The following is a 12,156-nucleotide window of genomic DNA, read 5'->3' as shown; positions in this document are numbered from 1 at the left end:
TTGACCGTCCGCAGCCCCTGCGAACAAATATATGGCATCGGGCAATATAATCTCAGTGTGCGCCATTACACGCGTAACTAGTCGGCAGCAAGAGGCGAAGCGCTTTTAAGCCGCTCCCTTCTGCTCAAACTCTTTCGGACGCTTAGGGGATGCTCCGACCCGCAAAAACAGAATAAGCCCCAGCAGCACAAGCGCTCCGCCGGCAGCCTGCAGCGGATACATCGTTTCGTGAAGGATAAGAAAAGCCAGCACGCTTGCTCCAACCGGCTCCCCCAGCACGCTCATGGACACGGTTGAAGCCGATGCAAACTTCATCAGCCAATTGAACAGCAAATGCCCGAAGACCGTGGGCACGATGGCAAGCAGCAGGAAGATTCCCCACTCCCTGCCCGAGTATCCGGTAAAGGAATAGCCTTGAATCTGGTTATAGACGGCCAGAATCAGTGACGCCATCACAAACACGAGCCAGCTGTACAGAAAGGAAGGAAGACGTCTTAGAAGAAGCTGTCCGAGCAGCATATGGACCGCAACGGCAGCCGTACCGAGAAGAGACATGAGATCGCCTTTGAAATGTCCTTCCTGTCCGCCGAAGCCGCTGCTGCCGATCAGCAGAAATACGCCCAGGAATGCAATCGACATCCCAAACAGCGCTCCGAGCGAGGTTCTCTCCTTGAACCATAAGTACGCTCCAATCATGACAAATACCGGCTGAAGCGCTAAAATGATCGTGGAACTCGCGACGCTGGTCCACTGCAAGGAGCCCATCCACAATAGAAAATGAAGGGCCAGCATCGCAGCAGAGAGAGCCAAGAGCCCCCATTCCGAGCGCTTTAACGATCTGGCATCGCCCGCATACTTGCCCGCAAAGGGCAGCATCATGATCGCTGTGATCATCAGGCGGTACATGGCCTGGACGGATACAGGACTGTCGGACCATTTCACAAAAATGGAAGAGAATGAAATGGCAATAATGCCTATAAATAAAGGGATGAATACGGGGATAGGTGCTCTGTCTGCCTTCATGTTAGTTGTATGATTCACCTTTCGTGTTATATTAGAGAAAGATTTCAATATTATTTTACATGCAAAGGATCAAAAGGGAATGAAAAAGAAAGATCTGCGAAACCAAATGACCCCGCCAAAATTTCTTGCGATCGGGTTTGCGGCGATCACCTTGTTGGGTACGTTTTTACTTAAGCTTCCAATTTCAACGGCAGACGGAACATCGACGCCCATCATCGATGCTTTCTTTACGGCCGTATCCTCCATCAGCGTAACCGGCCTGGCGGTCGTAGACACCGGCTTGCACTGGTCCGGATTCGGACAAGTCGTCATGCTTCTGCTGATTCAGCTTGGAGGCTTGGGATTCATGACCTCTGCAACCTGGGTCGCCCTGATGTTCAACCGGCGAATCTCGCTGAGGGAAAGAATGATTCTTCAAGAGGCCATGGGACAATATCAAATCCAGGGTATCGTCGATCTGATTCGCCGGGTTCTGATCTACACCTTGATCATCGAAGGCACCGGCGCTCTCCTGCTGACACTGCGGTTCTCATCGATGATGCCGCTATCCGAGGCTGCCTATTTCGGTATATTTCAAAGTATTTCCATATTCAATAATGCCGGATTTGATCTCATGAGCCAAATTCACGGACCCTTTGCCGGGTTTGCCAGCTACGTGACAGATCCGTTCGTCAATATTGTATTGATGGTGCTGATTTTTCTCGGAGGCATCGGGTTTATCGTCATTTTCGACCTGATTGAATATCCGAAGTGCCGGAAGCTGTCGCTGCATTCCAAGGTGGTATTGACCGTCACTTCGCTCCTGATCGTCATCGGAGCCCTCATGATTTTCGTGCTGGAATATCATAATACGAAGACACTTGGTCCGTTATCGTACCCGGCGAAATGGATGGCCGCCATCTTTCAGTCCATTACGCCGCGCTCAGGTGGCGTGAGCACGCTCGATATTGCAAGCTTGGAGCAGTCGACCCAATTCTTCATGATCTTGCTCATGTTCATTGGAGCTGCCCCGGGTTCAACCGGCGGAGGCATCAAAGTAACAACGTTTGCGGTTCTGATCGGCGCGGTCATTACGATGATTCAGGGGAAACGAGATGTGGTCCTCTACCGGCACCGAATTTCGCAAGCCGTTGTTTACCGTTCCGTTACGCTAACCATTCTGTCCCTGCTGCTCCTTGTCGGTGCTTCAATGTTCCTGTCCATCACCGAATCCGGCGAATTTCTGCGAATATTGTTCGAAGCCGTCTCGGCATTCGGTACCGTCGGATTATCCATGGGCCTCACCGGCGAGCTGTCCGGGATCGGAAAAATCACGATCGCATTACTCATGTTCCTGGGCCGTCTTGGGCCGCTGACACTGGCGTATGCGATCAGCAGAAAGAACAGTAAAGAGCTGTACCGGCACCCGGAAGGCCGTATCACAATCGGTTAGACGGCTGAAGTCATTTGCCTTCGTACACGCGAAAAACAAACCGTACGCCTCCTCATGAACCGGAAGTGTACGGTTTGTTGTTTCTCATCGTCAAGAATTTCAAACGACTAACGGTGAATTACCCGGGAACGGCAATGCTTCATTCCGATGCGTCATCGAAATTGCCCGCATCAATCGCAGCATCCAACAGATCGTCAAAAAGCTCGTCGTCCTCTTCAAGACGTTCATCCACCTGCAGGAATTGCTCTTCAAGCCCGGGCTCGGCCGCAAAGTTCAGGCTGTAATCCCAATCCCGGCCGTTCTTGCTCAGGAATGTAATCTCATAGGATGCTGCATGTCCATCTATGGAAAACACGGTGTATCCCACGAATTGATCCTCTTCATCACGTTTCATGTCCGCACGTTCAATCCGGACTTGTGACATGTGTTTCACTCTCCTTCGGTTATCCGATGATGACTCATCATAGAATTTTAGTATATCACTTTTATTTGCTCCTGATTATTGTTTTTCATATGATGCTTGGTCTAGTATATAATATGAGTGTTAAAATTAATTTTCGCAATGGAGGGTACCAAATGTCCGATTTGAATACATCACTCCACAAGTATGCCGAGCTGGCCGTAAAGGTTGGGGTTAACATACAGGAAGGGCAAACTTTGGTCGTGCATGCCCCTGTAGAAGCCGCCGATTTTACCCGTTTGATTGCCGAGAAGGCATATGAAGCAGGTGCGCGCCTGGTAAAGATCATGTGGAACGATGAAGCCATCACTCGTCTACAATTCGAGAAGGCAGCCGATGACGTGTTCACCGAAGCGCCAAAATGGTATGCGGGGGAGCTGACGGAGCTTGTCGAGAACGGTGCCGCTATTCTGCACGTGCTGTCGGAGAATCCGGACCTGCTGAGCGGAATTGACCCGCAGCGAATCGCGAATTTCTACAAAACTCGCGGCGAGGCAATGAAGAAATACCGTGCTTACCAGCAAGCTGATAAATTCAGCTGGTGTTTGATCGCGATTCCGTCGCCAGCATGGGCAGCCGCAGTTTTCCCGGATGTTCCTGAATCGGAGCAAGTACAGAAGCTGTGGGATGCCATCTTCCATACGGTCCGCGTGGACCAGGAGAATCCTGTAGAAGCTTGGAACAAGCATTTGGCTGTGCTGGAGCAAAAGTCCTCCGTGCTGAATGCTAAGAGGTACAAGAAGCTCCATTACGTCGCGCCGGGTACGGATCTCACCATTGAACTGCCGGAGGGTCATATTTGGGCGCAAGGCGACAGCATCAATGAGCGCGGCCATTCCTTTGTTGCGAATATGCCGACGGAAGAAGTGTTTACAGCGCCGCTGAAGACCGGTGTCAACGGGACGGTCGCAAGCACGAAGCCATTGAGTTATGCCGGCAATATCGTGGACAACTTCTCGCTTACCTTTGAGAACGGCAAGGTTGTCAGCTTCACGGCAGAGCAGGGCTACGAAACACTGGAACGTCTCCTGAACATGGACGAAGGTGCCCGTTATCTTGGCGAAGTCGCGCTGGTACCCCACCAGTCCCCAATCTCCGAGTCCAACATTTTATACTACAATACCCTGTTCGATGAAAATGCCTCCAATCACCTCGCCTTAGGAAGCGCATATGCCTTCTGCCTCGAGGGCGGTAAAGACATGAATCAAGAGCAGCTCGCTCAGAAGGGCCTGAACACGAGCGTTACCCATGTGGATTTCATGATCGGCTCGGCCGAAATGGATATCTACGGCATTACCGAGGATGGACGTGAAGAGCCTGTGTTTCTGAAAGGAAATTGGGCATTTTAAGCACTCGATGAATCGTACATAAAGCAGCTGCTTCCTAAGCAGCTGCTTTCTTAACAAGCTAAGCTTCACCTTTTATTGACCTGAGGTCGATTCGTAAAGAGATTGTGGAGGCGCAAGCATAATTCCTTAACTTTTGCGGGGACCTTCGGAAATACGCTAAGAATTGGAGGATCATCCATGCTAAGCTTTGAACAAAAATTAGAAAATTACGCAGAACTTGCCGTAAAAGTCGGTGCCAATGTGCAGCCTGGCCAGACGCTTGTCGTCAATGCCATGATTGATGCTGCCCCGCTCGTGCGCCTGATCGTGAAGAAGGCTTATGAGATCGGTGCCAAGCTGGTAAAGGTGAATTACAGTGATGAGGTTGTCAACCGGATCCGTTACGATTTGGCGCCGGACGAATCCTTTCTTGAACCGCCGAAATACTATGTGGAGGAAGTTACGGAGCTCGCGGAGCAGGGGGCCGCATTTCTAACGATCCTGTCCTCAAATCCGGATCTGCTTAAAGGCGTAGACCCGGAGCGGATTTCCAATTATCAACGCACGTACGGCGCCGCCATGTCGAAATACCGTCAATACCAGCAAGCGGATAAAATGAGCTGGACGGGTCTTGCTTACGCCTCGCCCGATTGGGCCGCCAAGGTGTTCCCTGACGTTCCCCAAGAACAACAGGTGGATAAAATGTGGGATGCCATCTTTCACGCCGTGCGTGCCGATCTTGAGGATCCGATCCAAGCCTGGGAAGATCATATCGCAACGCTTCAGCGCAAATCTGATGAGTTGAACCAAAAGAAATACAGCAAGCTGCGGTTTACATCCCCCGGGACCGATCTCACAATCGAGCTGCCGGAAGGGCATATTTGGGCACAAGCCGGCAGTCATAATGAAAAGGGCGAGCGCTTTGTGGCCAACATCCCGACAGAAGAAGTATTCACGGCTCCGCTCAAAACCGGAGTCAACGGAACGGTTCGCAGCACGAAGCCGCTCAGCTATGGCGGTAACATTATCGACAATTTCTCCCTGACCTTCGAGAACGGGCGTATCGTCAACTTCTCTGCCGAGCAAGGCGAGGATACACTGTCCCGTCTCATTTCTATGGACGAAGGCTCGCATTACTTGGGTGAAGTCGCTCTCGTGCCTTATCGCTCACCGATATCCGAAAGCGGAATACTGTACTACAACACCCTGTTTGATGAAAATGCCTCGTGTCATCTCGCCATTGGCAGCGCGTATGCCTTTAACCTCGAAGGAGGCAAGACGATGACACCTGAACAGCTTCAGGAACACGGTTTGAACTCCAGTATTACGCATGTCGATTTCATGATGGGCTCCAAAGATTTGCAAATTACCGGCATTACCCGTGACGGCAGAGAAGAGCCTGTCTTCATTAACGGAAACTGGGCATAAGCTCATTCTCTAAAAAGCCTTGGCTCAACTTGATCATCGTTACAACCTCATCTGAATGTGGCACAGGGGCTGTCCAAACGTGGAGTTTTCTACCGGGACGGCCTCTTTTGCTTGATTGCTGTTTCAGCATACTCATGCCCTCCTTAACTGGTGTTCCAGCATTCTCATGTCCTGCCTATCCCCTTCTATTCAACCCAGCTTGTTCGACCCTGAATGATTTACCCGATAATATCGTGAAGACCGCCGGCATATTCTTATAAGAGTCTCTTACTGTAATTGTTAATTGAAATCATAGGGCTTTTTCTTTCAATGTGTTGTAAAATGATGAGAGAAATAGGATGGTTACACCAGAGAGGGGAATATCGCGTGTCTAACCGATTACAACTCCTCCTTGCAGCAGATTTCACGGAACTCAGTGAACCTATTCAGGAAGAAATCTATTATGAATTTTATGATCTTGTGTATGGACAAATTTTGTATGTAGTCCGGGATCATGCTGCTGTTGAGGATATAATTCAAGAATCCTTTATTAAAGTCATTACCAGTAAGCCTACATTTGACATGGAGAGCAAGATGCGCGGATGGTTCCGGGTCGTCGCCAAAAATTCGACCATGAATTATTTGCGAAAAAATAAAAAATACCGTAACCAAGTGGATGTTGAACGTGTTTTTATTAATGAAGAAGAAATGGTGGTTTCTTCCACCAATGTTGAGCAGCAGGTGGAGTCGAATATGCTGGAAGAGGCGATTGTGCAATACCTGGATCAGTTAAAGCCGGAATACCGGCTGTTGATCGAGTGCCGCTGGAAGCATAACATGACTTACAAGGAAATTGCTGACCTGCTCGATACTCGGGAAGAGATCGTCAAGCAGCGATTGTTTCGAGCTAGGGAATCCGTGAAGAAAATGCTATATAGAGAGTGGGGTGAATTAGATGAGCAACGAAAAATACGATGATTGGTTTAATGAGGCTTTTGATGAAGCCTTCGATCGTGCAGCTTCTAGCTCCTCATACCCTACGAACGACGATAGCAAGCGTCAATCCTGGCAGCAAGTCAAGATGCAGCTTGAGAAGCTGAACCAGCGCAAGAAACGCCGGCGCAGATTTCAATATGCCGGAATTGTTGCCGCTTCGATGGCTTTCGGCGCCTTCATGTTCTCGCAGCCTACGGTCACGCAAGCGGTATCACCGATTTATCAGCAGATTGTGGATTGGGGCAACGGTTTAGCCGGTCAAATCTTTGGCAAGAAAGCACCTGTTGACGAGAGCAAAGCCCTCACCCCGCCTCCGCCGGATGTATCGTCTGTACCTGGTCAAGAATATGTGCCACCTGCCGAACTGATTGAAACCGAGACCTATGAGTTCACCGATTCGGATGCATCCCTAACCGAATCCCAGAAACGCGTGAATTTCAAGATTCCTGAAGTCGGCTATATTCCTAATGGCTATGAGTTCATCCAGGCGTCAGGAATCTCCAATTCAGAAGACGGCCCTATCGAGGATCTGAAACTCGAATATATGAATGGGGACGGTAAAGTAATCCATGTAAGCTTTATCGAAATAACCGCCGATAAAGCCATCAGCGTAGGCGGCGAGGTAACGGGCACACTGAAGCTGGATTCCGGAGCTGCTGCTTATATCACGGAAACAAACCTTCGTTTCCTGCATAATAATGACCAGATCCTTGTTATGATCAGCGGGTTTATTTCGAAGGAAGAGTTTCTCAAGATCGCGAACGGCATCCGGTAAGCCACACGCAAGGCGTGTGAAGTCGGTTGTATAGAAGAAGAGCACCTCATTGGGTGCTCTTCTTCATTATGCTTATTTTTCTACCAGCAAGGAATTCGTATAATAAACCCCATCTTCATATGTACCATTCTCGTTGATCCAATGCGTAGTCTTGGCACGATAATAATAGCCCTGAGTCACGCTGAATGTCTTGGTAGCGCTGTGGGAAGCTTTGTTCGTCCCGTTATCGGAAGACGCGCCTGCATCGACCCACGCGGTTCCCGTCCATCGCTGAAGGACGAACTGGATGCCAATGGCGTCGACGGCTTGTCCGGCACTCGTAGAGCCATAAACGCTGACCTGCGAGCTGCTAGCCTTGCTGATCGAAGAGTAGTAACTCGTAAGATAGTTGTTGGCCATCAGATTCATAGAATTCACGTTCAATTCCACTGGTGGCGGAGGAGTTAAGGCACCGGGTGCAATGTCTGTAGCCGAATCCGCGTAAGCCCCTCCCGCCAAGGTTAAACTTAAAAGTGCACTTACTGCAAGAGCGGAGACCATACGTTTAGGACTGCGTACGTTTGACATAACATCACCTTTCTCTCAATTTGATAGGAACATCCATATTTTAACATAGTCTATTAATGCAATCTTATCGTTTTCTTCATCTTTTGATATATTTTTTGAAACTTTTCTGCAAATAAAAAGAAACAACGACAATTATTGTCGTTGTTTCTTATAACACCCAGTTTAAGCCCCTGCTTCCTCTTGCAGCAGCTCCTGCTGCTGTCTTGCAAGGCGGATGCGCGAGATTCGTTTATTTTCCGTCTCCTCAATCATGAACGAATAATCTCCGTACATGACGAATTGGCCTTTATGCGGATGCAAAACTTCCAGACGCGATGACAGCCATCCACCGATGGTGTCGTAGTCCTCCGTTTCCATATCCAGACCAAACTGTTCGTTAATTTCTTCAATCAGCATCAATCCGTCGATGGAGTATTCATCCTCCCCCACCAACTCAATTCCCGGCCGCTCTTCATCGAATTCGTCCTGAATTTCGCCGACGATCTCTTCCATAATGTCCTCCAATGTTACCAGACCGGAAGTACCGCCGTATTCATCAATGAGAATTGCGATCTGCGTCTTGCTTCGCTGCATTCTGCGCAGAAGCTCGCTAATCTTGATCGATTCAGGCACGGCGAGAATCGGACGAATCAAGGAAAGCTGGTCACGGATGTGTCCACGCATCAAGTCTTTAATATGAATGAAGCCAATAATATGGTCTTTATCTTCATCACAGACGGGATATCTGGTCCGCATGCCTTCGCTGGCGATCTTCATATTTTCTTCCATCGGCAAATTGTTGTAGAGACAGATCATTTCAGTTCGGGGAATCATGATTTCTCGGGCTGTCGTATCGGAGAATTCGAAGATATTGTCGACCAGCGTCATTTCCGTATTATCGATCAGGCCGATCTCACTGCTCTCCTTCATCATATCCCGAAGCTCTTCTTCGGTGTGAACGTTCCGTTCAACCACCGGCTGCATGCGGAACAGGCGCAGAATGGTATTCGAGAATCCGTTGACGAACCAGATAAAAGGAAACATAATCTTGTAAAATACGCTGAGCGGTGCTGAAGATAACAGCGCAATTCGTTCTGCCTTGCGGACAGCAACCGTTTTTGGCGCTAGCGCCCCGAACACAATGTGCATGATGGAGATAAGTACGAATGCAATCACCAGAGATACCGCATGGATGGCCGTTTCGCTCCAGCCGATTCCGGTAAACCATGGCGAGATCAGGGAGGATATCGTCCGTTCGCCGATCCACCCGAGTCCAATCGACACCAAGGTTATGCCGAACTGGCAGGCCGATACATATCCGTCCAGATTTCTTAATATTTTCTGGGCATACCTTGCGTTCCGATGCCCTTCTTCAGCTAATGCATCAATTCGACTGCTCTTCACTTTAACCAAAGCGATTTCAGCCGATACAAAAAAACCGTTTAACAATACGAGAAACAATACCAAGGTAAGACTAATCAAACTCGGTAAGGGGTCACTCAATCGATCTCCTATCCGTCATTCCAGATGCGATGACGAACAGGAACACCTCCTTCGGTTATTAAAAATGTGTGGTGCCATTAAGCATAACGACCTGTTCGGACAAAGCGTCAACTTCCCAATGGACTCATCTCCTTATCTTATTCCGACGTTTACGAGCTATATAAGTAATTATATAGTACTACGATACACAGTCAAACTTTGTCTTATGACATTAAAACGCGTTGTTACAAGCTATGTTTTGATTTTCTTCACTTAACCCTCGTTTCCCGGGAATTGATATATTCTATTAATAACAGATAGAATTGGTTCCTCATGTTCGATAAACGTCAGCACTGGTTTCTCTGCAGCCCGTTGCACATGCTAAATAACCTTCGCTTTCCCAGGGAAGCGAAGGTTACATTAGCGAGCGGTGAATATGATCGGATTTACCGACCGGTCGGCGGGTTGCCGATCACACCCGGATATTGGTATTGAAGCGGCTCGTCAAACACGACATAGTCGAGATTGACCATCAGGAGAAGAATGCGACGGCCGGTTGAGCGCTCACTGATAATGATATGATCGCGGCCAGCGGCTTCGATTACGCCAGTGAACACTTTGGCGTTCCACTGCGAGTTATTTTCATAAGTCATGTAAAAGGTGCCGGTTTTGCCTAGATTCAGACGAAGAATGTTCTCAACGTAGGACTGCTCGAATTGAGGCATCGGCATGACGGCGCCTCCCTGCGTAATTTGGCTCCCGCTTGAAACTTGTGGCGGTACATTTCCGGTATACCCTGCGGTTCCACGGCTTGGTACGCCCGGATAACGAACTCCATTCATGTAATTCACAGGTGGCACGCCTTGATTAAACATAAGTATTCCTCCTTCTATATGCCCGCAAGATGCGGTGGTTTACAGAATAAATCAAAACACACTCGGACAATCGGCGTAGGACGGGGTGAAGAAGCAGTGCGCCTTGAAACGCCCTGTATTCTGCTGATTGTACCAGGTTGCCGGGCATTCTCCAGCCGGGCGGAAGAACCAGAGGGCGTTAGAAGCAGGCCAGATTCGTTCCCCGTTGATGACTCGTTGAGCAAGCCGCCGATCTCTATCCCGGGCTCTTTGATAAAAGTATCCCTTTTGTGTGGCTTCAAATCCTCCCGGGTTTTGAAACACCATTTGGTTCATGGTGCGGATGCCTTGAAAGTCCAAGCAGTTGGAGCGAATGCGATTTACGCCGACATTCCCCACCATGAGCATCCCCTGCTCTCCTTCGCCCTCCGCCTCTGCGCGAATGAGTCTAGCCAGCAGATCCACATCGTTTGAGTTGACATTGATGACTGCCACAGATTTCCCCTCGCTTCCTTGATATCACTCTGTATCGTATGTGCATTCGCCCAGAAATGTGCCTGTGCTCGCAAAATTTTTGCTGGAATGGTTTGAGCGGGGAGTTGTGTAAATTCATGCGCGGTCAGGGGACCAACAGCATAACCTTGATCCCGTTTATGTACCATTTCCGCCGGTATTCATTTCGCTGAGGCACAAGGGAATTTTCGTTCCGGATAGGGCGCTCACTTGAAATACTCGCTGCTGCTCCGTCCAATTTAGATCTTTGCTAGCTAACTTTTACGGCGCACACTCATACCTGGCAGATGACCTTCACAACAAATCATTTGTAAGCTACGCATTTACCTTGCCCGGAACAGAATGCAATTTCATATTCATTTACTTGGTAAACTAAATGCAGTAGAATGAAATCAAGTAAATATTGCAGAGTATTACCGTTAGCGAAGAACGCCTCGAAAGTTCCGTCAGGAACAATCGAGGCTTTTTTTGTACTCTGATTGAAAAGGAGGACATTATGATTAGCTTTGAAGATAGGTTCAATTTATTTCTCAAGGAACAAAAAAGCACAACCGACAAACGCCGCCTTGAAATGCTGAATCGGGATATGACAGGTACTAAGCTTCTAATTAAGAATGTTGTCTTGCCAGTCCTCGGCACCCTTCAAGGAGTGGATCTGGAGTATCGAATTAAGAACTCCGCGGGTGTGTCATTGTTTATCGATGTCTTTTATACTCCGCTTCGGCTTGGTTTGGAATGTGAGGGATTCGCTGCGCACGCCGAAACGATAACCCGTGAACGGTTCAGCTTCGAAAGAAGCAAAATTCGAACCATGGCAGCGCTCGGGATATCCTACCTGCCATTCAGCATGGATGATATCGAGAAGCGCCCGGAGACTTGCAGAAACTCATTGGCCGATATTCTTGATTACTACAGTCACACCATGCCCAAAATAGCAGAGTTATCCTTATATGAACGAGAGGCCATGCGATATTTCAGCACGTTACACACCCCATTCGCCCTTGCGGACGTACGGCGACACTTCAAAATTTCTCGAAACAAGTCTATTAAAATCATGCATAGTTTACTCGCTAAGGGGCTTATTAAACCGCTTAATCCAAATGCAAAACGCTATCACCGATATACACTAGCCGATGATGCGACCCACTACATGAAGTAAGTTTACTTTTAGCGGCACGCAAGATGCACACACAAGTCCCTATTGAGGACTTGCCGCGCCTGCGGAGCTCCCTTTCACCCGCACACGTCCCTTTTTGCAGCTAGAATAAAAAGTGGACACCCCTTAGTGATAAAACGATAATGAAACAAAGCAGACGAAAGGGTGTCAAAAATATGAGTGG

At 48.7% G+C, this 12,156-nt stretch carries 12 protein-coding genes; 6 read left to right on the top strand and 6 right to left on the bottom strand.

The annotated features are described in order from the left end of the window. Positions 1–105: 105 nt before the first annotated feature. A complete protein-coding gene (locus J2Z18_RS21180) occupies positions 106–1,023 on the bottom strand; it encodes a DMT family transporter (protein ID WP_007130396.1) in 918 nt (305 codons plus the stop codon). 79 nt (positions 1,024–1,102) lie between these two features. Between J2Z18_RS21180 and J2Z18_RS21175 the strand changes: the two genes are divergently transcribed. Beyond that, positions 1,103–2,455 carry a TrkH family potassium uptake protein gene (locus J2Z18_RS21175; protein WP_007130397.1) on the top strand — a complete coding sequence of 451 codons (1,353 nt, stop codon included), beginning with the start codon at positions 1,103–1,105 and terminating at the stop codon, positions 2,453–2,455. A 139-nt stretch (positions 2,456–2,594) separates the two neighbouring features. Here J2Z18_RS21175 and J2Z18_RS21170 read toward each other — a convergent pair whose 3' ends face one another. Continuing rightward, on the bottom strand, positions 2,595–2,879 hold the full coding sequence (locus J2Z18_RS21170) for a hypothetical protein (RefSeq protein WP_007130398.1): 285 nt from the start codon (positions 2,877–2,879) through the stop codon (positions 2,595–2,597). A 152-nt stretch (positions 2,880–3,031) separates the two neighbouring features. On the opposite strand from J2Z18_RS21170, the gene J2Z18_RS21165 reads away from it, so the two are divergent. The 4 genes from J2Z18_RS21165 (at position 3,032) to J2Z18_RS21150 (ending at position 7,421) form a co-directional block, all read left to right on the top strand. Then, the gene (locus J2Z18_RS21165) at positions 3,032–4,264 is read left to right on the top strand and encodes an aminopeptidase (protein WP_007130399.1); all 1,233 of its coding nucleotides are present in this window, start codon (positions 3,032–3,034) and stop codon (positions 4,262–4,264) included. Positions 4,265–4,441: 177 nt separating this feature from the next. Continuing rightward, positions 4,442–5,671, top strand: coding sequence for an aminopeptidase (locus tag J2Z18_RS21160; protein ID WP_007130400.1), 1,230 nt, complete (start codon positions 4,442–4,444; stop codon positions 5,669–5,671). Between the two features lie 366 nt (positions 5,672–6,037). Then, positions 6,038–6,628, top strand: coding sequence for an RNA polymerase sigma factor (locus J2Z18_RS21155; RefSeq protein WP_007130401.1), 591 nt, complete (start codon positions 6,038–6,040; stop codon positions 6,626–6,628). Continuing rightward, the gene (locus J2Z18_RS21150; RefSeq protein WP_007130402.1) at positions 6,606–7,421 is read left to right on the top strand and encodes a DUF4367 domain-containing protein; all 816 of its coding nucleotides are present in this window, start codon (positions 6,606–6,608) and stop codon (positions 7,419–7,421) included. Before J2Z18_RS21155 ends, J2Z18_RS21150 begins: the two co-directional genes overlap by 23 nt. 72 nt (positions 7,422–7,493) lie before the next feature. Here J2Z18_RS21150 and J2Z18_RS21145 read toward each other — a convergent pair whose 3' ends face one another. The 4 genes from J2Z18_RS21145 to J2Z18_RS21130 all read right to left on the bottom strand — a co-directional run bounded on the left by J2Z18_RS21145 (position 7,494) and on the right by J2Z18_RS21130 (position 10,798). After that, a complete protein-coding gene (locus J2Z18_RS21145; RefSeq protein ID WP_232239339.1) occupies positions 7,494–7,838 on the bottom strand; it encodes a hypothetical protein in 345 nt (114 codons plus the stop codon). Positions 7,839–8,150: 312 nt separating this feature from the next. Next, positions 8,151–9,470 (bottom strand): hemolysin family protein, encoded by a 1,320-nt coding sequence (locus tag J2Z18_RS21140; RefSeq protein WP_007130404.1) that lies wholly within the window; start codon positions 9,468–9,470, stop codon positions 8,151–8,153. 425 nt (positions 9,471–9,895) lie between these two features. Then, positions 9,896–10,324 (bottom strand): spore coat protein GerQ, encoded by a 429-nt coding sequence (gerQ, locus tag J2Z18_RS21135; protein ID WP_007130405.1) that lies wholly within the window; start codon positions 10,322–10,324, stop codon positions 9,896–9,898. 51 nt (positions 10,325–10,375) lie between these two features. Further along, the gene (locus J2Z18_RS21130) at positions 10,376–10,798 is read right to left on the bottom strand and encodes a cell wall hydrolase (RefSeq protein ID WP_007130406.1); all 423 of its coding nucleotides are present in this window, start codon (positions 10,796–10,798) and stop codon (positions 10,376–10,378) included. A 514-nt stretch (positions 10,799–11,312) separates the two neighbouring features. Between J2Z18_RS21130 and J2Z18_RS21125 the strand changes: the two genes are divergently transcribed. After that, positions 11,313–11,975, top strand: coding sequence for a hypothetical protein (locus J2Z18_RS21125; protein WP_007130407.1), 663 nt, complete (start codon positions 11,313–11,315; stop codon positions 11,973–11,975). The last annotated feature ends 181 nt before the right edge of the window (positions 11,976–12,156 follow it).

Source organism: Paenibacillus lactis, from assembly GCF_017873605.1.
Classification (GTDB): domain Bacteria; phylum Bacillota; class Bacilli; order Paenibacillales; family Paenibacillaceae; genus Paenibacillus_AQ; species Paenibacillus_AQ lactis.
This window is presented reverse-complemented; position numbering and strand designations above follow the sequence as displayed.

What these genes read in the sequence shown, in the direction of transcription:
- J2Z18_RS21175 (WP_007130397.1), top strand. Translation starts at nt 1,103, where the DNA reads ATGAAAAAGAAAGATCTGCGAAACCAAATGACCCCGCCAAAATTTCTT.
- gerQ (WP_007130405.1), bottom strand. Translation starts at nt 10,324, where the DNA reads ATGTTTAATCAAGGCGTGCCACCTGTGAATTACATGAATGGAGTTCGT.
- J2Z18_RS21160 (WP_007130400.1), top strand. Translation starts at nt 4,442, where the DNA reads ATGCTAAGCTTTGAACAAAAATTAGAAAATTACGCAGAACTTGCCGTA.
- J2Z18_RS21170 (WP_007130398.1), bottom strand. Translation starts at nt 2,879, where the DNA reads ATGTCACAAGTCCGGATTGAACGTGCGGACATGAAACGTGATGAAGAG.
- J2Z18_RS21165 (WP_007130399.1), top strand. Translation starts at nt 3,032, where the DNA reads ATGTCCGATTTGAATACATCACTCCACAAGTATGCCGAGCTGGCCGTA.
- J2Z18_RS21125 (WP_007130407.1), top strand. Translation starts at nt 11,313, where the DNA reads ATGATTAGCTTTGAAGATAGGTTCAATTTATTTCTCAAGGAACAAAAA.
- J2Z18_RS21150 (WP_007130402.1), top strand. Translation starts at nt 6,606, where the DNA reads ATGAGCAACGAAAAATACGATGATTGGTTTAATGAGGCTTTTGATGAA.
- J2Z18_RS21180 (WP_007130396.1), bottom strand. Translation starts at nt 1,023, where the DNA reads ATGAAGGCAGACAGAGCACCTATCCCCGTATTCATCCCTTTATTTATA.